Genomic DNA, 17,776 nt, shown 5'->3' on the forward strand with positions numbered 1-17,776 from the left:
CGCTTCCTTTTTCAGTCCCGACGAGGCACCTGTTTCCCGCGTGGCATAGCATCGGATGGCACTGTTGACGGCGATGATCAAGACCTTGACGGCGGTGTTGTTTGTGCTCACGGCGTTGGTGTGGCCCAGCCATGCGGCGACCTTCTCGATGAAGCGCGGCCTCAATCTGGACCAGTGGGTCACTTGGCCAGGCGAGGACCAGTGGGGCGACGCCAAGGCCATCCTGCCCTACCCCGAATGGCGCAAATTCCTTGGGGAAGACGATCTCAAGGCACTGAAGGACGCGGGCTTCGATTTCCTGCGCATGCCGGTCGATCCATCTCCGTTCCTGTCCGGCCAGACCGTGGCGTTGCGCGACGACCTCTATGCCAGCGTGCTGGACTCGGTGCGGATGATAAACCGCGCCGGGCTGAAGGTGGTCGTCGACATGCACCTGACCTCGGCCGGCGGCAGCCGCAAGATCGGCATGGCGCAAGTGATGGACGACCCGCAAACCTTCGACGACTATGTCGAGATGGTGCGCAGGATGGCCCGCACGCTGGCGAGCGAAGATCCCGCCCATGTCGCTTTCGAACCGATGAACGAACCGATCGTCGATTGCGACAGCGACGGCACCAGCCTGTGGCCGGACCGCCAGCGCAAACTGTTCGCCGCGGCGCGATCCTCGGCGACGAAACTGACCCTGGTGCTGACCGGCGCCTGCTATTCCGCCGCCTCGTCGCTTGAGAAGATCGATCCGAAGGCGATCCGGGACGACAATGTCATCTGGACCTTCCACTCCTACGATCCGTTCCTGCTGACCCATCAGGGTGCGACCTGGGCCGGCGACTTCATCCCGTATGTGACCGGCCTGCCCTATCCGCTGACCGCGGTGCCGCGGGCGCAGCTCGACGTGACACTCGACACCATCCGCGCCAGGATCAAGGCAGAGGCGCCATGGGCTCGGCAGAGCGGCCTGCTTGCCTATCTCGACGAACAGGTCGCCAGCATGGACAGTCCCGACAAGCTGCTCGGCTTGATGGATGCGCCGTTCAAAAAGGTCGAGGCGTGGGCGAAGGCCAACGGCGTCAAGCCCGAAAACATCACGCTGGGCGAATTCGGCATGATCCGCCAGGAATACGGCAACGCCTATGTGATGCCGGCCGAGTACCGGGCCGCCTATGTCAGGGACATGATCGCGCGCGCCGAAGCGCATGGCTTCTCATGGTCGGTGTGGAGCTATGGTGGCGCCTTCGGCATCGTCGATGCCTTCAGCGGCGACAAGGCCGAGCCGGATGTGCTGGACACGATCAAGTCGCTTCACTGAGGCGACTTGGATTTAGCCAAGCTCGATCGACAGGATTTCGGGGCGCATCCCAAAACGCACCGGCAGAATGCTGAAGCCGAGGCCGCCGGAGACGATCAACCTGCCGATCAGCCGCAGGAACCCACATCTGGTTGTCATGGCTCGCCGGCAAGCCGACCAGGACGAGGAGAGTTTGCGCAGACGTAGCGGCGCGTTGGAAAATTACTCTTCCTGGAACAGGTTGATCTGCCGCTGCGCCAGGTCCTTCGGCGCGTCGAGGCCGAGATGGCGCCAGGCATTGGCCGTCAGCATCCGGCCGCGCGGCGTGCGCTGGATGAAACCCTGCTGGATGAGATAGGGCTCGATGATGTCCTCGATGGCGTCGCGCGGCTCGGACAGGCCGGCGGCGATCGTTTCGATGCCGACCGGCCCGCCGCCGAAATTGCGCGCGATCATCGACAGGTACCGGCGGTCGAGCGCGTCGAGGCCGAGCGCGTCGACCTCCAGCCGGGTAAGCGCCTCGTCGGCGATCTTGCGGTCGACATGGCCGTCGCCGGCGACCGAGGCGAAATCGCGCACGCGGCGCAGCAGCCGGCCGGCGATGCGTGGCGTGCCGCGCGCACGCCGCGCGATCTCCAGTGCGCCATCATCGCCGAGCGGCATTTGCAGGATGCGCGCGCCGCGCCGCACGATCTGCTCCAGCTCCTCGACCGTGTAGAAATTGAGCCGCACCGGAATGCCGAAACGGTCGCGCAGCGGGTTGGTGAGCAGGCCAAGTCGCGTTGTGGCGGCGACCAGGGTGAAGCGGGCGAGATCGATCTTGACCGAGCGCGCCGCCGGCCCCTCGCCGATGATCAGGTCGAGCTGGAAATCCTCCATCGCCGGATAGAGGATTTCCTCCACCGCCGGGCTCAGCCGGTGGATCTCGTCGATGAACAGCACGTCGCCTTCTTCGAGATTGGTCAGCAGTGCCGCGAGGTCGCCGGCCTTGGCGATGACCGGGCCGGAGGTCGAGCGGAAATTGACGCCGAGTTCACGTGCCATGATCTGCGCCAGCGTTGTCTTGCCGAGGCCAGGTGGTCCGACGAACAGCACATGGTCGAGCGCCTCGTTGCGGCCCTTGGCGGCCTCGATGAACACTTTGAGATTGGCCCGCACCGCCGCCTGGCCGACGAAATCGTCAAGCGTCTGCGGCCGCAAGGTCTGCTCGGCATCCTCGCCGCGTTTTTCCGGCGCAATCAGGCGGGGCGACAGGCTCATAACGCCTTCCTTGCACACGGCAAGGAGCTGAACAAGCGACTCACCGTGCCAGTTCCTTCAACCCGAAACGGATCAGCTTCGGCGCATCCGCGTCCCCGCCCGCCGTCTTCAGCGCAGCCGCCACTGCATTGGCGGCCGTGTCGCGCGAATAGCCGAGATTGACCAGTGCCGAGACGGCGTCGGTGATCGGCGCGGATGCCACGCCGTCGCCGAGCTCCTGCTTGAGGCCGATGGTGCCCGAAGCGGTCCCGGCATAGGCCGGCGACTTGTTCTTCAACTCGGTGACGATGCGCTCGGCCACCTTCTTGCCGACGCCGGGTGCGCGCGAAACCATGGCGATGTCACGCAGCGCAATGGCATTGGCGAGGTCGGCCGGCGCCAGCGTCGACAGGATGGCCAGCGCCACCTTGGCGCCGACGCCCGGCACGTTGTTCATCAAGAGCCGGAACCACTCGCGCTCGAGCTGCGACTGGAAGCCGTAGAGCCGCAGCATGTCCTCGCGCACATAGGTCTCGATGAACAGCATGACCGCTTCGCCGATCGAAGGCAGCGCCGCCAGCGTACGCGCCGAGCAATAGGCGACATAGCCGACGCCATGGATGTCGACGAGGCAATGATCCTCGTCGATCCCATCCAGCGTGCCCTTGAGCTTGCCGATCATTGGATGCAGCCCTCGTTAAGGGTGGGTATCGGGCGTAATGAGCTCGACATCTGGAAAGTACTTTCTGAAACCTACGGGATCGCGAGTAAGAATGGGGTAGCCTCGGATGGCAGCGTGGGCACCTATCAGGAAGTCGGGCATCACTCTCTCTCGAGGTCCGCCCAGCCGCCGGTAGACCGAAAACGCTCTCGACGCCGCAAAGGCCGCTTCGAATGGGAGCCCTTCGCGCCGAAACTCATCTTGGGGCAAGGCATCATCGACATCATCGATGGCCTCATAGCGCATCGAAAACTCGGCGTAGATAATCTGATTGATGACCAGGCTGCCCTTCTCAAGGGCAGCCGCCATTTTTGACCGCGACCATTTCGACCAGACGGGATCGCGAACGGCGATATCAATAAGCACATTGGTGTCGACAAGTGTCGCCAAGATCAGCGATCCCGAGTCAAAGCCATGACATCGTCAGCATTCATTGTCTGATCGCCGCTGCCTTCAAGCCGATCAAGCGCAGCGAGAAAACGATCGAGTCTTTCGCGATCGGCAAGCCGTCCCCTGTCGTGCTTCGGCGTGATCGTGATCTTGCCCCCCTCAATGCCAAAGATGACTTCGCTGTTGGCGCCAATCCCGAATGTCTCCCGCAGATCCCGTGGAATTGTCACTTGGCCTTTGCTCGTCACGCGCATGGAACATACCTTGTTCTTACAAGTAAGAAATATTCCAACTATGCGAACAAGTCAAGAACATCTCTATCCAGCAAGCGCCATCCTGTAAGCCACGCTCTGCCGGTGATGCGCGTGGCAGATGGCGATGGCCAGCGCATCGGCGGCATGTTCGGTATCGAAAGTGGCTTTCGGCAACAGCACCTTCACCATCATGTGGATCTGCTTCTTGTCGCCATGGCCGACGCCGATCACCGCCTTCTTGACGGCGTTGGGCGCATATTCGGCAACGACGAGGCCCGCACGCGCCGGCACCAGCATGGCAATGCCGCGCGCCTGGCCGAGCTTCAGCGTCGCCACGGCGTCCTTGTTGACGAAGGTCTGTTCGACGGCCGCCTCGTGCGGCATGGCGGTGTGTAGGATCTCGGCGAGCCCGTCATGCAATTGGCACAGCCGCGTCGCCAGAGCCGCCTTGTCGTCGGACTTCACGGTGCCGGAAGCAATGAAGCGCAGCGAATTGCCAAGGCTTTCGACGATGCCCCAGCCGGTGCGCCGAAGCCCCGGATCGATACCGATGATGCGAATCGCTTCCCCCATCCGTCCAGTCTACCTCCGATGGACAGCGATGCCAGCGAAATGTGAACAAACCGGAAACAGAGAAGTACCCGAGGTCTATCCTCTGGCGAAAGCCGTGTTGAGCAGGCTGATCTGGTCGGAAACCGGATTGAGGCGGCGAGCCATCGGCTGCATGTCGGCCAACGCGCCGGAGCCATAGATCTCCTCGTCCATGCGGCGAACCAGTGCCTGCAGGCGCAGCGAGCGGGTGACGAGGTCGAGGAAATCCTCGGGCAGTTCGGCCCAGCCGGCGGCTTCGTCATGGGCGGAAGCGGTATCGAGGCGCACCTTGGACTTTTCAGACGCGACCTGATCGCGGGTCATCTCGCCGGAGTTGGCGGCGCGCTGCAAAAGCAGCCAGGACGCAACCTGCATAAGCCTGGTGGTCAGCCGCATCGATTCGGCCGCATAGAGCGTGGCCGCCAGCCTGGACAGCTTCTTCGCCTCGGCGCGGCCCTTGCCATCGAGATATTCGGCCGCCTGTTCGACCAGGCCCATACCTTCCTGGTAAAGCGGCTTGAAGGATTGCGAGAAAACCCGGCGTTCCGCCAGCTTGACGGTTTTCGCACTGCCCTTCGAAAGCTCGTTCATCGATACGTCCCTGCACTTGCAACCGGCCGATTCGGCTCCCTGCCGATACACCCGGAAACCCGTCTGACTGAAGCTTGAAAATGCGCTTCGTCACCGGTGAAGGCAAGCACATGTTTAACAGAAGGTTAATGGGCGAGCCGATGTCGGGCGCCCCATCTGAAATTCGGGCAAAAGGAAAAATGCGAACAAAAAAAGAGCCGCGGATAAGGCGGCTCTCAGGAGTTTAACAGGGAGGCGTCAAACAAAGTGGCTCCAACCACTCGGTAAGAATCCAGATCACTGGATGAACATAGTAAACACCTGTAAAGCTTAATGAAGCCTTAACAGCGCATATGTTTTTTGACCGAACGCCGCCGTCCTGTGCCGTAACAGCACAGCACGAACCTCACACTCAGTTCAGGCCGTCTTCCAGACGGCCGGCACAGCTTTATCTTGCCTCATGCTCAGTTCAGGCGGTCTTCCAGACCGCCGGCAAGGCGATGAAGGCAAACAGCAGCAGGGCTACGTAGAAGCCCATCGAAGAGGCCGCCACCAGCGGTTCGATCGCGGCATTGCCGGCAAGCAGGAAAAAGAGGCCGATCAGCAGGCCGATGCCGCTGATTGCAGTCAGCCAGAAATGAACGGTGGCGAGCGTCTTTTGCCCGATTGCCGGAAACAGATGGTAGAAGAAGGCGAAGACCGCCGACATCAGCCACCCGGCCACCATCGTGTGGGCATGGGTCGGCATCTGGCCGTGATCCTGGCTGATCGCCATGTACAGGCCGAGCGCCATGCCGCACAGCGCATAGATGATGGCCAACGTGAAGAAATTCCGTGCTACCCCTTGCATAATGGTCCCCCGAATTGCCTTTCCCGTCTGCGGGAATGGGTTGATGGTCAGGCGATCGTTGTCGCCACCGGGCTCCCGGCGTCGGCGCACTAGCATCGGCAATGTTTCCGGACGATGTCGCGCCAACCCCTCCCGACATTTCGTACATTAGCAGAAAATCAGATTGCGCAATCACTATCTCAGCCGCTTCGTTCATTGGCAGGGCGCTGAAACAGAGCCACGTTTTTCGCGACATCGTTTCGAAACAGGCGCCGCGCTAAACGCCCGCTCCTCTGACGGCCGGCGCAAATCAGCGCCGCCGCAAATCCGACCGGAACACCGCAGGAGCAACCCATGGACTGGTACTCGATCGTTAAATTCCTCCACGTCATCACGGCCATTCTGTGGGTCGGTGGCGGCTTCGTGCTGTTCCTGCTCGGCATGCTTGCCGAGCGGGCGGGCAACATCGAGGACAAGCTGCAGGCGATGCGCGCCAGCGGCCAACTGGGCGGCAAGTTCTTTGCGCCGATGTCGATGCTGACGCTGATCTTCGGCCTCATCATGTGCGGTTTCTGGGTCGGCTTCTCCGATCTGTGGGTACTGATCGGCCTTGCCGGCTACGCCACGACCTTTTCGATCGGCATGTTCATCTTCAAGCCGACCGGCGAGCGCATGGGGGCGATGATCGCCAAGGAGGGCGTCACACCGGCTGTTCTTGCCATCGGTGAGCGCATGATGAGCGCGGCACGCTTCGACTATGCGGTAATGCTGGTGATCATTGCCGACATGGTGCTTAAGCCGACCGCGCATGACATCGGCATCCTCGCCGGCATGGTGCTGGCCGTCGTGGTTGGCGCGGCACTGGCCTTCGGCGGCAATCGTCGCCTCGTGCCGAGCGCCGCCTGACCCTCGGTGAAGGCGGCCGCGCGGCCGCCTTTCTACATCAAGCCAACAATGCCGTCCCACAGCAGCTTCAGCGCCACGACCGCGACGGTTGCATAGGTGAAGGGATAGAAGATTTCCGGGCGCATCCGCCGCACCAGCCACGCCCCGGCGATGGTCGACAGCGGCGCCAGCGGCATCAGCACCGCCGACGCCGTCAGATTGGCGGTGTCGAACTGGCCGAGCGCGAAATAGGGCACCAGCTTCAGCGCATTGGTGGCGGCAAAGAAGATCGCCGCCGTGCCCGACAGCACCTTGGGATCGAGCCGGATCGGCAGGGCATAGACCTGGAAGGGCGGGCCGCCGACATGGGCGACGAAGCTGGTGAAGCCGGCGACCGTGCCCCAGACGGCGGCGGCCACACGGTTGGGCGCGACCGCGTGGTCGGCGCCGTGGCGAAACTGCAGATAGAGCCAGCGCAGCACGAAGATGATGGCGACGGCACCAACGATCAGCCGCACCGCCCCTTCGGTGACCAGTGCCGCCGTAAGCCAGCCAAGGCCAATGCCGATGACGGCGCCCGGCATCATGTCGAACAGCATCTTCCGGTCATAGACACCCCACCATGTCCAAACCGAGACGATGTCCATCAGGCACAGGATCGGCAGCAGGATAGCGGCGGCCTGCACCGGCGGCATGGTCAGCGCCATCAGCGGCACGCCGACGAAGCCGACGGCGCCGCCAAACCCGCCCTTGGACAGGCCGACCAGAATGACCGCCGGAATGGCAGCCGCGTAGAACCACGGATCGAGAAGCAGGCCTGACATGGGAGGGGACTGGTCCGGAGGGAAAGCGTGTCGGTGCTTGAATAACCCAGAATCCCGGGCGGAGCGACAGCAAATATGAACGTGGCTCCTGCGCGCCGCCAATGGCAGGCGCTGCCTATCAGCGGGCCGAGACCAGCAGGAACACTGGCCGCTCGAGATCCTTCGATTCAGGCTTCCGAAAGCCGGCCGGGGTTAGTCCGGTTCAAGATGCCTGCAAGACCTTTGCCCTGTCCCGAGACGCGGTTGCATCGAGCGGCGGGGGCCGCCGCCGGATCGGCTGCGCCTTGATGATGGCGGTGCTGGTCTCGGCCTTGTCGGCGATGCGGTCCAAAATCCCGTCAAGATCGCCGATCGAACGCACGAACAGACGGGCGACGAAACAGTCATCGCCCGTCACCTTGTCGCATTCGCCGAATTCGGGGATCTCCTCGATCAGCTTCTGGACGATGTGCAGCTTGCCCGGCAGAGGCCGGATGCGCACGATCGCCTGCAACGTATAGCCGAGCGCCAGCGGATCGATTTCGACGGTGAACGCCCGGATGACGCCGCGTTCCTCGAGCCGCCGAAGCCGCTCCGAAACGCTTGGCGAGGACAGCCCGACCTGGGCGGCCAGCTCCTTCAGCGACGTCCGTGCATCCTTGACCAGGATTTCGAGGAGATTTCGGTCGAGATCGTCCAGCATTTTACATTTCCCGCTGATTTGGAACCAGAGCCTAATATAATTAGGTGTCTTACCCATACCTCCTTTCTCATTCGATAGAAAGCCGCGTTACGGCATGAGATTATAACGGCTTAACCGATACGGAGGTTTGTTATGAACGATACAGTGCGTGGCACGGTCGAAATGTCGGCCGCGATGGCGATCCTGGGAACGATCGGATGGTTCGTCATCCTGTCCGGCCAGCCTATCATGGATGTGGTGTTCTGGCGCTGCGCGTTCGGCGCGCTGACGCTGCTCATCATCTGCACCGTCCTGGGCTTGCTGCGCAACAGGCTGTCGCCGCGCATCATCGGCATCGCCGTGCTCGGCGGGGTCGCCATCGTCGTCAACTGGCTTTTGCTGTTCAGCGCTTTCTCCCGTGCGTCGATCTCGATCGCCACGGCTGTCTACAACACGCAGCCCTTCATGCTGGTCGGCTTCGGCGCGCTCTTCTTCGGCGAGCGGCTGACCCTGACCAAGCTGACCTGGCTGGCCATCGCCTTCGCCGGGATGGTGCTGATCGTACAGTCGGCCCCCGACGCCGGCGCCAATGCCGGCATGCCCGGCACGGACTATTTTACCGGCATCGTCATGGCGTTGGGCGCGGCTTTCTTCTGGGCCGTTGCCGCCATCGTCACCAAGAAGCTCAAGGGCACGCCGCCGCACCTGATCGCACTGATCCAGGTCTGCGTCGGCGTCCTCATGCTGGCGCCGTTCGCCAATTTTTCGCAGCTTCCGGCCGATGCGTGGAGCTGGACCATGCTGGCGACGCTCGGCATCGTCCACACCGGCCTGATGTACATTTTGATGTATGGCGCCATCCAGAAGCTGCCGACGCATCTGCAGGGGTCGCTGTCCTTCATCTACCCGGTGGTCGCCATCCTGGTCGATGTCGTCGCCTTCGGCCATCGGCTGCATCTGAGCCAGGTCGTCGGCGCCACCGCCATCCTGATCGCCGCCGCCGGCATGAATCTCGGCTGGACGCTGTGGAGGTCGAAAACGCCCGTCGCAAGCCCACACCCGATCAGGTAAAGCGGTCCGCCGGCGTCCGGCGGGCCAATATCGCGATCCCGGCTGCCCGCCTGTTCAAAGCGGGCACTTTGCTCTATGCCGCAATCCAACCATCTTCGCCCGGCATAGGCGAAACGCGGGACCCGAAGAACCATGAATGACGCAACGCCCCCCAACCGCTGTCGCATAGTGCTGATCGCGCCGCCCGGCGTGCCGGCGGCCCGTATCGCCGCCGCATTCGAAGGCGGCGACGTCGCTTCGCTGATCCTTCCCGAAAACGGCATGGATGAGGCCTCCTTCCAGGCTTTCGCCGAACAGATCGTGCCGGCAGCGCAAGCCGCCGGCGCGGCCGTTATTATCGCCGGCGACACCCGCATAGCCGGCCGCGTCCAGGCCGACGGCATCCATGTCGAGGTCTCCAAGGCCGAGCTGGCCGAGACGATCGAGCATTTCCAGGCAAGGATGATGGTCGGCACCGGCGGCGCCAAAACGCGTGACAACGCGCTCGAACTCGGCGAGACACGGCCCGACTACATCTTCTTCGGCCGCTTCGGTTACGACAACAAACCCGAACCGCACCCGCGCAACCTGTCGCTCGGCAGATGGTGGGCGGATATGATCCAGATCCCGTGCATCGTCATGGCCGGATCCGACATCGCCTCGGTCGAAGCGGTAGGCGCCACGGGTGCCGAATTCGTGGCGCTGTCGAGCGCTGTGTTCGCCGACGGCACCGATCCCAAGACAGCGGTCGCCAGCGCCAACGCGCTGCTCGACGAGACCGCGCCTCGCTTCGAGGACTGACGTGCCCTCGGCGAGGCTTCCCCTCCAGGCTCTGCTTGCGGCGCTGATGGTCCAGGCAGCGGCCGCGGAGACCATCCCGCGGCCCAAGCCGGAAATCGGCATTCACACCGACAAGCCGATCGACAAGCCGCTGCCGCAGCCCGCCACCACGGCCGAGCCCGCGCCGCTGCCGTCGGCCGACACCATCAACCCTGACCGCTTCGGCGCAAAACCCGCCGACGCGGCCTATGGCGCCTTCCAGCGCGGGCTCTACAAGACGGCCTACAATCTGGCGCTGCTCCGGGCGCAAAACGGCGATCCGGCGGCGCAGACGCTCGTCGCCGAGATCCTGTCGCGCGGGCTTGGTGTGCCGCTCAATTCGGCTGAGGCGGCGAAATGGTACGCGCTGGCCGCCGAGCAGGGCGTGCCCGAAGCGCAGTTCCAGTACGCCCTGATGCTGCTTGACGGCCGCTACGTGAAGAAGGACGAAAAGGAGGCCTATGCGTTGATGCAGGCCGCCGCCGAAGCCGGCAACCGGCTGGCGCAATTCAATTTCGCGCAGATGCTGGTTCAGCAGGACCCCGGCGACGCCGGCATCGCGAAGGCGGTCTCCTACTATGAGCGCGCCGCCGCGACGGGCCTTGCCGACGCGCAGTATGCGATGTCGCAGATCTACGCCAATGGAGTCGGCGGCAGGCCGCGTGACGATGCGCAGGCAAGGCGACTGCTGGCGCAGGCGGCACGACAGAACTACGACACCGCGCAGATCGACCTCGCCGCCTGGATGATCGAAGGCCGCGGCGGTGCGCGCGACCTGAAATCCGCCTTCGGCTGGACGAAACAGGCGGCGGAAGGCGGCAATGTCGCCGCCGAGAACCGCCTGGCAAAACTCTATATGCAAGGCATCGGCACCGATCCGGACCTTGTCCTCGCCGGCGCTTGGTACATCGTTGCCCGCCGCGCCGGCCTCATCGATCCGCAGATGGACGACTTCCTGCAAGGGTTGAGCGACGACGAGACCAAGCAGGCATTGCAGAAGGCGAACCGCCTGCCGTAACCGCCTCTCCGGTTCGTTGCCGACTTGGCGCTCCCTTGCCTCTTCTGACGATTTGTGGTCTTGGGAGCCGAAATCGCTTTCCCAGCGAACACCCCATACCAACAGCCAGGCCGTTGGTATCATTCCGGATCACCTCATCATGGCCAAGATCAATGGCAACGAAATCCGTCCCGGCTATGTCATCGAGCATGATGGCGGCCTTTGGGTGGCGGTCAGGACCAACACCGTCAAGCCCGGCAAGGGCGGCGCCTACAACCAGGTCGAACTGAAGAACCTCATCAACGGCACCAAGCTCAACGAGCGCTTCCGCTCGGCCGAGACGGTCGAGCAGATCCGGCTCGACCTGAAGGATTTTTCCTTTCTCTACGCGCAGGAAGACGCGCTGGTGTTCATGGACACCCAGAGCTACGAGCAGCTCGAATTGAACAAGGACTTCGTCGGCGATCGCGCCGCCTTCCTGCAGGACGGCATGATGGTGACGGTTCAGCTCTACGAAGAGAGGCCGATCGGCATATCGCTGCCCGACTATGTGACGCTGACCATCACCGAGGCCGACCCGGTGGTGAAGGGCCAGACGGCGGCATCGTCCTACAAGCCCGCGATCCTGGAAAACGGCATCCGCGTGCTGGTGCCGCCATTCATCGGCGCCGGCGAGCGCATCATCGTCGACACCAACGAAATCACTTACGTGCGCCGCGCGGACTGACACGCAGCAGCAGGAAGAACCACTATGGCACGCTCAGCCCTTCTCAACGTCATGGTCCAGGCCGCAATGAAAGCCGGCCGCTCGCTATCGCGCGACTTCGGCGAGGTGCAGAACCTGCAGGTCTCGATGAAAGGCCCCGGCGATTACGTCAGCCAGGCCGACCGCAAGGCCGAGGACATCCTCTTTGCCGAGCTGTCCAAGGCACGGCCGGGCTATTCGTTCCTGATGGAAGAGCGCGGCGCGGTCGAGGGTGACGACGCCCAGCATCGCTGGATCGTCGACCCGCTCGACGGCACCACCAATTTCCTGCACGGCATCCCGCTCTTTGCCGTTTCGATCGCGTTGGAACGCCAGGGGCAGATCGTTGCCGGCGTCATCTACAACCCGGCGATGGACGAGCTCTACACCTGCGAACGCGGCGGCGGCGCCTTCATGAACGACCGCCGCTTGCGCGTCGCCGGACGCATCAAACTGGTCGACACGGTGATCGGCTGCGGCATGCCGCATCTCGGCCGTGGTCATCACGGCAATTTCCTCGTCGAGCTGCGCAATGTCATGGCCGAAGTCTCCGGCGTCCGCCGCATGGGCTCCGCCTCGCTCGACCTTGCCTATATCGCCGCCGGCCGCATGGACGGGTTCTGGGAAACGGGCCTGTCCCCCTGGGATATCGCCGCCGGGCTGCTTCTGATCCGCGAGGCGGGCGGCTTTGTCTCCGACATGGATGGCGGCCAGGACATGCTCGACAACGGCTCGGTTGTCGCCGGCAACGAGATCATCCAGCGAGCCCTGCTGAAGGCCGTGAAGAAGCCGCTCTCCTCTCGTTGACAGCCAAGCCGCGTTGAAGGCATGCCGCGCTGAAGCGCCGCAGTCGTAAAACCGCAAACAAGACTTGAAATACTGCCCGGCGAGCGTCCAAATTGGAGCGCTCGGCGCAGGAAACCCGGCAGTGAACGACATCAATCCCACCCCCGACATCCCATTCATCGGACGCTGGCACTATTCGCGCGCCGAGATGATCGCTGACGGCATCGTCCACGCGGTCGGCATCGTGCTGGCGATATCGGTCGGTTCGGCATTGCTGGCGCTGTCGGCCTTTCGTGTCGGGCCGGGCGAATACATTGCCGCCGCCTTCTATGTGGTCTCGCTGCTTACCGTGCTGTCGGTGTCGATGACCTACAATCTGTGGCCAGTGTCGTCGCCGGCGAAATGGGTCTTGCGGCGTTTCGATCACGCCGCGATCTATCTGCTGATCGCCGCGACCTACACGCCTTTCCTGGCCCAGCTCGAAGGCTCGCCGTTGGCGCGCTGGATGATTGTCCTGGTCTGGACCGCGGCGGTGCTGGGCATTGCCGTCAAGGTATTTTTTCCCGGCCGTTTCGACCGGCTGGCCATCGGCTTCTATCTCGCCATCGGCTGGAGCGGCATCATCCTGGTCAAGCCGCTGGTCCAGACGCTGCCGACGACATCGATCGCCCTCATCGTCGCCGGCGGCATCGTCTACTCCTGCGGCGTCGTCTTCTTCGCCTGGAAGGGGCTGCGCTTCCACAATGCGCTGTGGCACGGTTTCGTCGTCACCGGCGCCGGCCTGCATCTGGCCGCCATGGTCGACTGTCTGGTCATCAATCGGCTCTGACACAGAGTCGACGCGTCAATCTTGCCAAGCGCCATTCAATTTGGTCACAATTCCGTTTAGAGTCGCGGTTTACGTGATCGGCGGCGGCATCGGAAACGGGGCACGGATGGCTTTTCTCAAATCCTTCGGCATGGGCAGACGCTCTGACGTCCTGATCTACGACCCGCACAAACTCTCAAGCCCGCAGGTCTTCCTGCTGACCATGATGATCTTCCTGGTCATCGTCGCCTTCATCGCAGCCATCCTGACCCGGCAGATCTCGACCGCCTTTGGCAGCAATCCCGGCCTCAACGGGCTGATCGTGGGCGTCCTGGTGGTCGGCATCCTCTTGGCCTTCGCCCAAGTCGGCCGGCTGTTTCGCGAAGTTCGGTGGGTCAACTCCTTCCGGGCCGGCTCGGAGACCACCGAACCGGTGCTGCTGGCGCCAATGAAGGCGATGATCGGCCGCTCCTCGGCCACGGCATTCTCGACCAGTTCGATGCGCACGATGCTCGATTCCATCGCCACGCGCCTCGACGAAAGCCGCGACACCTCGCGCTACCTCGTCGGCCTGCTGGTGTTCCTAGGCCTGCTCGGCACCTTCTGGGGCCTGTTGAACACCATCGGCTCGATCCGCGAGACCATCGAATCGCTCGACCCGGGCACCGGTGACGCCGCGGCGGTGCTCGATTCGCTGAAGCAAGGGCTGTCCGCGCCGCTGGCCGGCATGGGCACGGCCTTCTCGTCCTCGCTGTTCGGCCTGTCCGGCTCCCTGGTGCTCGGCTTCCTCGACCTGCAGGCCGGCCGTGCCCAGACGCGCTTCTACACCGAACTGGAAAACTGGCTGTCCTCGGTTACGGACCTGTCGTCCGACATTGTCGTCGCCGACCCGGCCAAGACCGAATCCTCGGACGAGATCCGGGTCCTGTCGGAAAGACTGCGCAGCATGCAGGAGAATGGCGGCGGCTCCAATCCGCGCGTCGCCACCGCCATGGCCAATCTCGCCGACGGCATTTCCGGCCTGGTCAAGAACATGCGCTCGGAACAGCAGATCATGCGCGACTGGGTCGAGGCCCAGTCCGACGAGCAGAAGGCGATGCGCAACACGCTGGAAAAGATCGCCGACGCCCTGAAGAAGCCAGGGGTGCATTGACGTGGCACTTGCCAGGGGCCGGCGCACCGATCGCCGCATCGACTATTGGCCGGGCTTCGTCGACGCGCTGTCGACGCTGCTGCTGGCCATCATGTTCCTGCTCACCGTCTTCGTTCTGGCGCAGTTCCTGCTCGGCCGCGAACTCTCAGGCAAGGATACGGCGCTCACGCGCCTCAACTCGCAGATCAACGAATTGACCCAGCTTCTGGCGCTGGAGCGCTCGTCAACGCAGGACAAGGATGACTCGCTGGCCAATCTGCAGGCGTCGCTGTCGGCGGCTGAAGCGGAAAAGAGCCGGCTCGAACAATTGCTGGCGCAAGGTGCGGGTGCCGGCGACGCCGCCAACCAGCGCGCCGCGGCGCTGGGCGGCGAACTCGACAACCAGCGCCAGATCAGTCAGCAGGCGCTGAGCCAGGTCGAGATCCTCAACCAGCAGATCGCGGCTTTGCGCAAGCAGATCGGCGCGCTCGAGGATGCGCTCAACGTCTCCGAAACCCGTGACCGCGATTCCAACACCAAGATAGCCGATCTCGGCCGCCGCCTGAACGTCGCACTGGCGCAGCGCGTGCAGGAATTGAACCGCTACCGCTCCGATTTCTTCGGCCGTTTGCGCGAAATCCTCGCCGACCGCGAGAACATCCGCATCGTCGGCGACCGCTTCGTCTTCCAGTCGGAAGTGCTGTTCCCGACCGGCTCCGAGGTGATCAACGATGCCGGCAAGGTCGAGATGAAGAAGCTCGCCGACGCCATCATCGAGCTGCAGAAGGAAATCCCGCCCGAGATCAACTGGGTGCTGCGCGTCGACGGCCATACCGACAACAAGCCGCTTTCCGGCACCGGCCGCTACCGCGACAATTGGGAGTTGTCGACGGCGCGTTCGACCTCGGTGGTAAAATTCTTGATCGAGAATGGCGTGCCGGCCAACCGGCTCGTCGCCGCCGGTTTCGGCGAGTTCCAGCCGCTCGATCCCGCCGACACCGAAGAGGCGCGCAACAAGAACCGGCGCATTGAACTGAAGCTCACCGAACGTTGATCCATCATCACGGCGGCAACTACCCGAACGGCTGAGGCCACAGCGCCTGAAACGGTCCAAGAGGAAGGGGCCGCCTGACGCCCTCGGGGGGCCAATCCCGCGGGCTTTTTTTACCACCCCAGCTTCCTACCAGCCAAGCCAGACCGCGATCAGGGCAACTACCGCCGGCACGGTCTGGATGAACAGGATCTTGCGGCCGACCGTTGCCGCGCCATAGAGGCCGGCAATGGTTACGCACAACAGGAAGAAAACCTTGACCTGGAGACCGGCCGCACCGAGGTAAAGTCCCCAGATCAGGCCGGCTGCGAGGAAACCATTGTAGAGCCCCTGATTGGCGGCGAGCACCTTCGAGGCGCTGGCGAATTCGGGTGTCAGATTGAAAGCCTTGCGTCCGCGCGGCGTGTCCCACAGCACCATTTCGAGGTAGACGATGTAGATATGGATCAAGGCCACCAGTCCCACCAGGATGTTGCCGATCATGTTGTTCCCCCTCAATTGTTGCCGGCAGCATTTCACGCATGACCGCACCTGCGCAAGACGCGTCCCCCGCACCGTGCCTGAGGGTTGCAAACGTCTTTGTGTTGGTATCTTTTCGCGCCGTCCTCAATCACGGAAGCCGCCATGTCCTTTCAGAAACTCGATGACCTCGGCCACAAGCTCGAAGCGCTCGAGCATGCGCTGGCCATCCTCGGCGCCGACGAAGCCACCCACATGGCTGTCGGCGGTGGCGAGAAGCGCGCCGAGGCGATGTCGGCACTGGCCGGCATGTATCACACCAGGGCAACGGCGCCGGAGATAGCGGACTGGATCGCCGCGGCCGAAGGCGAAGCGCTCGGTGAGGAGCAACGGGCTGCTGTCGCGGAACTGCGGCGGCAATACACCAATCTGACCTGCCTGCCGGTCGAATTCGTCGAACGCCAGACGACCGCGCGCATGCGTTGCGAGCAGCTGTGGCGCGACTTGCGCGCCAAGAACGACTGGGCGGGCTTCCAGCCGGCGCTGGAGGGCGTGGTGACGCTGGTGCGCGAGGAGGCGGCGCTGCGTGCCGACGTGCTCGGCCTTGCCCCCTATGACGCGCTGATGGAGCAATACGATCCCGGCAACCGCACCGCCGACATCACGCCTGTGTTCACCGATCTGAAGGCTTTCCTGAAAAGCTTTGTGCCGGAGGCGCTTGCGATCCAGGAAACGCGGCTGCGTAAGCGCCCGTTGAAGCCGCTGTCGGGCACCTATGCGATCGACCGGCAGCGCGAGCTCGGCCTCGCCATGATGGCGGCGGTCGGCTTCGACCTGACACACGGGTCGCTATCGGTGTCGCACCATCCTTTCTGCGGTGGCGTGCCGAGCGACGTGCGCATCACCACCCGCTACAAGACGTCTGATTTCCTGTCGGCGCTGATGGGCGTGCTGCACGAGACCGGCCATGCGCTCTACGAACAGAACCTGCCGAAGGCATGGTCGCACTGGCCGCTCGGCAAGGCGCGCGGCATGGCCGTGCATGAAAGCCAGAGCCTGTTCGTCGAGAAGCAGCTCGGCCGCAACCCGGCCTTCTGGCGCTGGGCGCTGCCGGTGGTCGAAAAGCATCTCGGCGAAGCCTGGTCGCTCGACGACATCCTGCCGCATGTGCATCGCGTCGAGCGCGGCCTGATCCGTGTCGATGCCGACGAGGTGACCTATCCCCTGCATGTCATCCTGCGCTACGAACTGGAACAGGACCTCGTCTCGGGCCGGCTGGAGGTGGCCGACCTGCCCGAAGCCTGGGACGCCAAGATGCGCGACTATCTTGGTCTCTCCACCATCGACAACCCCGCCGACGGGCCTATGCAGGACGTGCATTGGCCGGGCGCCGCCTTCGGCTACTTCCCCTCCTATACGCTGGGCGCGATGATGGCGGCGCAGCAATGGGCGGCGCTGACGCGGGAACATCCTTTAGCCGACGAGGATCTTGCCAAAGGTAATTTCGAGGCGATCAACGACTGGCGCCGCCAAAAAATCTGGTCGCAGGGATCATGCTGGTCGACGCCGGACCTGCTCGAACGCGCCACCGGCGAAAAGCTCAACGCCACCTATTTCGTGAACCATCTGAAGCAGCGCTATGGAGCCGCGTAGGGCGGCCGCCACTTCAAGATTGCAGAC

At 63.4% G+C, this 17,776-nt stretch carries 22 protein-coding genes; 11 read left to right on the plus strand and 11 right to left on the minus strand.

All coding sequences use genetic code 11. The features are described from left to right. Nucleotides 1-55 precede the first annotated feature (55 nt). Nucleotides 56-1,306, plus strand: a complete 1,251-nt coding sequence (locus NKG99_RS05095; protein WP_352864881.1) for a glycoside hydrolase family 5 protein — start codon at nucleotides 56-58, stop codon at nucleotides 1,304-1,306. Between the two features lie 12 nt (nucleotides 1,307-1,318). Here NKG99_RS05095 and NKG99_RS05100 read toward each other — a convergent pair whose 3' ends face one another. From NKG99_RS05100 to NKG99_RS05135, 8 genes are all read right to left on the minus strand, one after another. Next, nucleotides 1,319-1,444, minus strand: coding sequence for a hypothetical protein (locus NKG99_RS05100; protein ID WP_352865140.1), 126 nt, complete (start codon nucleotides 1,442-1,444; stop codon nucleotides 1,319-1,321). A gap of 63 nt (nucleotides 1,445-1,507) precedes the next feature. Further along, on the minus strand, nucleotides 1,508-2,545 hold the full coding sequence (ruvB, locus tag NKG99_RS05105; protein ID WP_352864883.1) for a Holliday junction branch migration DNA helicase RuvB: 1,038 nt from the start codon (nucleotides 2,543-2,545) through the stop codon (nucleotides 1,508-1,510). Nucleotides 2,546-2,585: 40 nt separating this feature from the next. Beyond that, nucleotides 2,586-3,206, minus strand: coding sequence for a Holliday junction branch migration protein RuvA (gene ruvA, locus NKG99_RS05110; protein WP_352864885.1), 621 nt, complete (start codon nucleotides 3,204-3,206; stop codon nucleotides 2,586-2,588). A gap of 15 nt (nucleotides 3,207-3,221) precedes the next feature. Next, on the minus strand, nucleotides 3,222-3,635 hold the full coding sequence (locus NKG99_RS05115) for a type II toxin-antitoxin system VapC family toxin (RefSeq protein ID WP_352864888.1): 414 nt from the start codon (nucleotides 3,633-3,635) through the stop codon (nucleotides 3,222-3,224). A gap of 2 nt (nucleotides 3,636-3,637) precedes the next feature. Further along, nucleotides 3,638-3,889: an AbrB/MazE/SpoVT family DNA-binding domain-containing protein gene (locus NKG99_RS05120; RefSeq protein ID WP_224700539.1), complete on the minus strand. Its 252-nt coding sequence runs from the start codon at nucleotides 3,887-3,889 to the stop codon at nucleotides 3,638-3,640. Nucleotides 3,890-3,952: 63 nt separating this feature from the next. Then, nucleotides 3,953-4,462: a crossover junction endodeoxyribonuclease RuvC gene (gene ruvC, locus NKG99_RS05125; protein ID WP_352864890.1), complete on the minus strand. Its 510-nt coding sequence runs from the start codon at nucleotides 4,460-4,462 to the stop codon at nucleotides 3,953-3,955. 75 nt (nucleotides 4,463-4,537) lie between these two features. After that, nucleotides 4,538-5,071, minus strand: coding sequence for a protease adaptor protein RcdA (gene rcdA, locus NKG99_RS05130; protein WP_352864892.1), 534 nt, complete (start codon nucleotides 5,069-5,071; stop codon nucleotides 4,538-4,540). A gap of 448 nt (nucleotides 5,072-5,519) precedes the next feature. Beyond that, complete coding sequence (locus NKG99_RS05135) at nucleotides 5,520-5,900, minus strand: hypothetical protein (protein WP_352864895.1); 381 nt, start codon at nucleotides 5,898-5,900, stop codon at nucleotides 5,520-5,522. Nucleotides 5,901-6,233: 333 nt separating this feature from the next. On the opposite strand from NKG99_RS05135, the gene NKG99_RS05140 reads away from it, so the two are divergent. Next, a complete protein-coding gene (locus NKG99_RS05140; RefSeq protein ID WP_352864897.1) occupies nucleotides 6,234-6,785 on the plus strand; it encodes a DUF2269 family protein in 552 nt (183 codons plus the stop codon). A 32-nt stretch (nucleotides 6,786-6,817) separates the two neighbouring features. Here NKG99_RS05140 and NKG99_RS05145 read toward each other — a convergent pair whose 3' ends face one another. Together NKG99_RS05145 and NKG99_RS05150 are read right to left on the minus strand one after the other, a co-directional pair. Continuing rightward, nucleotides 6,818-7,588 (minus strand): sulfite exporter TauE/SafE family protein, encoded by a 771-nt coding sequence (locus NKG99_RS05145; RefSeq protein ID WP_352864900.1) that lies wholly within the window; start codon nucleotides 7,586-7,588, stop codon nucleotides 6,818-6,820. 202 nt (nucleotides 7,589-7,790) lie between these two features. After that, nucleotides 7,791-8,270: an Lrp/AsnC family transcriptional regulator gene (locus NKG99_RS05150; protein ID WP_127268483.1), complete on the minus strand. Its 480-nt coding sequence runs from the start codon at nucleotides 8,268-8,270 to the stop codon at nucleotides 7,791-7,793. A gap of 132 nt (nucleotides 8,271-8,402) precedes the next feature. Between NKG99_RS05150 and NKG99_RS05155 the strand changes: the two genes are divergently transcribed. The 8 genes from NKG99_RS05155 (at nucleotide 8,403) to NKG99_RS05190 (ending at nucleotide 15,640) form a co-directional block, all read left to right on the plus strand. Further along, complete coding sequence (locus NKG99_RS05155; protein ID WP_352864903.1) at nucleotides 8,403-9,320, plus strand: DMT family transporter; 918 nt, start codon at nucleotides 8,403-8,405, stop codon at nucleotides 9,318-9,320. Between the two features lie 132 nt (nucleotides 9,321-9,452). After that, nucleotides 9,453-10,100: a thiamine phosphate synthase gene (locus tag NKG99_RS05160; RefSeq protein WP_352864906.1), complete on the plus strand. Its 648-nt coding sequence runs from the start codon at nucleotides 9,453-9,455 to the stop codon at nucleotides 10,098-10,100. 1 nt (nucleotide 10,101) lies between these two features. After that, nucleotides 10,102-11,136, plus strand: a complete 1,035-nt coding sequence (locus NKG99_RS05165; RefSeq protein ID WP_352864908.1) for a tetratricopeptide repeat protein — start codon at nucleotides 10,102-10,104, stop codon at nucleotides 11,134-11,136. A 139-nt stretch (nucleotides 11,137-11,275) separates the two neighbouring features. Next, nucleotides 11,276-11,842 carry an elongation factor P gene (gene efp, locus NKG99_RS05170; protein ID WP_013529127.1) on the plus strand — a complete coding sequence of 189 codons (567 nt, stop codon included), beginning with the start codon at nucleotides 11,276-11,278 and terminating at the stop codon, nucleotides 11,840-11,842. 24 nt (nucleotides 11,843-11,866) lie between these two features. Then, nucleotides 11,867-12,667, plus strand: coding sequence for an inositol monophosphatase family protein (locus NKG99_RS05175; RefSeq protein ID WP_352864910.1), 801 nt, complete (start codon nucleotides 11,867-11,869; stop codon nucleotides 12,665-12,667). A gap of 121 nt (nucleotides 12,668-12,788) precedes the next feature. Next, nucleotides 12,789-13,475, plus strand: a complete 687-nt coding sequence (gene trhA / locus NKG99_RS05180) for a PAQR family membrane homeostasis protein TrhA (RefSeq protein WP_352864912.1) — start codon at nucleotides 12,789-12,791, stop codon at nucleotides 13,473-13,475. Nucleotides 13,476-13,581: 106 nt separating this feature from the next. Next, complete coding sequence (locus NKG99_RS05185) at nucleotides 13,582-14,607, plus strand: MotA/TolQ/ExbB proton channel family protein (protein ID WP_352864914.1); 1,026 nt, start codon at nucleotides 13,582-13,584, stop codon at nucleotides 14,605-14,607. 1 nt (nucleotide 14,608) lies between these two features. Beyond that, nucleotides 14,609-15,640, plus strand: coding sequence for a peptidoglycan -binding protein (locus NKG99_RS05190; protein WP_352864916.1), 1,032 nt, complete (start codon nucleotides 14,609-14,611; stop codon nucleotides 15,638-15,640). Between the two features lie 126 nt (nucleotides 15,641-15,766). Here NKG99_RS05190 and NKG99_RS05195 read toward each other — a convergent pair whose 3' ends face one another. After that, nucleotides 15,767-16,120 carry a DUF1304 domain-containing protein gene (locus tag NKG99_RS05195; RefSeq protein WP_352864918.1) on the minus strand — a complete coding sequence of 118 codons (354 nt, stop codon included), beginning with the start codon at nucleotides 16,118-16,120 and terminating at the stop codon, nucleotides 15,767-15,769. Nucleotides 16,121-16,261: 141 nt separating this feature from the next. Between NKG99_RS05195 and NKG99_RS05200 the strand changes: the two genes are divergently transcribed. Continuing rightward, entirely contained in the window at nucleotides 16,262-17,749 is a 1,488-nt protein-coding gene (locus tag NKG99_RS05200) for a carboxypeptidase M32 (protein ID WP_352864920.1), read from the plus strand. The last annotated feature ends 27 nt before the right edge of the window (nucleotides 17,750-17,776 follow it).

The sequence above is a fragment of the Mesorhizobium sp. M1409 genome (genome assembly GCF_040317535.1).
Lineage (GTDB): Bacteria > Pseudomonadota > Alphaproteobacteria > Rhizobiales > Rhizobiaceae > Mesorhizobium.

Coding starts and splice junctions, on each gene's coding strand:
- NKG99_RS05195 (WP_352864918.1), bottom strand. CDS start 16,120: ATGATCGGCAACATCCTGGTGGGACTGGTGGCCTTGATCCATATCTAC.
- ruvA (WP_352864885.1), bottom strand. CDS start 3,206: ATGATCGGCAAGCTCAAGGGCACGCTGGATGGGATCGACGAGGATCAT.
- NKG99_RS05175 (WP_352864910.1), top strand. CDS start 11,867: ATGGCACGCTCAGCCCTTCTCAACGTCATGGTCCAGGCCGCAATGAAA.
- NKG99_RS05135 (WP_352864895.1), bottom strand. CDS start 5,900: ATGCAAGGGGTAGCACGGAATTTCTTCACGTTGGCCATCATCTATGCG.
- NKG99_RS05200 (WP_352864920.1), top strand. CDS start 16,262: ATGTCCTTTCAGAAACTCGATGACCTCGGCCACAAGCTCGAAGCGCTC.
- NKG99_RS05100 (WP_352865140.1), bottom strand. CDS start 1,444: ATGACAACCAGATGTGGGTTCCTGCGGCTGATCGGCAGGTTGATCGTC.
- NKG99_RS05150 (WP_127268483.1), bottom strand. CDS start 8,270: ATGCTGGACGATCTCGACCGAAATCTCCTCGAAATCCTGGTCAAGGAT.
- efp (WP_013529127.1), top strand. CDS start 11,276: ATGGCCAAGATCAATGGCAACGAAATCCGTCCCGGCTATGTCATCGAG.
- NKG99_RS05095 (WP_352864881.1), top strand. CDS start 56: ATGGCACTGTTGACGGCGATGATCAAGACCTTGACGGCGGTGTTGTTT.
- NKG99_RS05120 (WP_224700539.1), bottom strand. CDS start 3,889: ATGCGCGTGACGAGCAAAGGCCAAGTGACAATTCCACGGGATCTGCGG.
- NKG99_RS05155 (WP_352864903.1), top strand. CDS start 8,403: ATGAACGATACAGTGCGTGGCACGGTCGAAATGTCGGCCGCGATGGCG.
- NKG99_RS05160 (WP_352864906.1), top strand. CDS start 9,453: ATGAATGACGCAACGCCCCCCAACCGCTGTCGCATAGTGCTGATCGCG.
- NKG99_RS05145 (WP_352864900.1), bottom strand. CDS start 7,588: ATGTCAGGCCTGCTTCTCGATCCGTGGTTCTACGCGGCTGCCATTCCG.
- rcdA (WP_352864892.1), bottom strand. CDS start 5,071: ATGAACGAGCTTTCGAAGGGCAGTGCGAAAACCGTCAAGCTGGCGGAA.
- ruvC (WP_352864890.1), bottom strand. CDS start 4,462: ATGGGGGAAGCGATTCGCATCATCGGTATCGATCCGGGGCTTCGGCGC.
- NKG99_RS05185 (WP_352864914.1), top strand. CDS start 13,582: ATGGCTTTTCTCAAATCCTTCGGCATGGGCAGACGCTCTGACGTCCTG.
- NKG99_RS05140 (WP_352864897.1), top strand. CDS start 6,234: ATGGACTGGTACTCGATCGTTAAATTCCTCCACGTCATCACGGCCATT.
- ruvB (WP_352864883.1), bottom strand. CDS start 2,545: ATGAGCCTGTCGCCCCGCCTGATTGCGCCGGAAAAACGCGGCGAGGAT.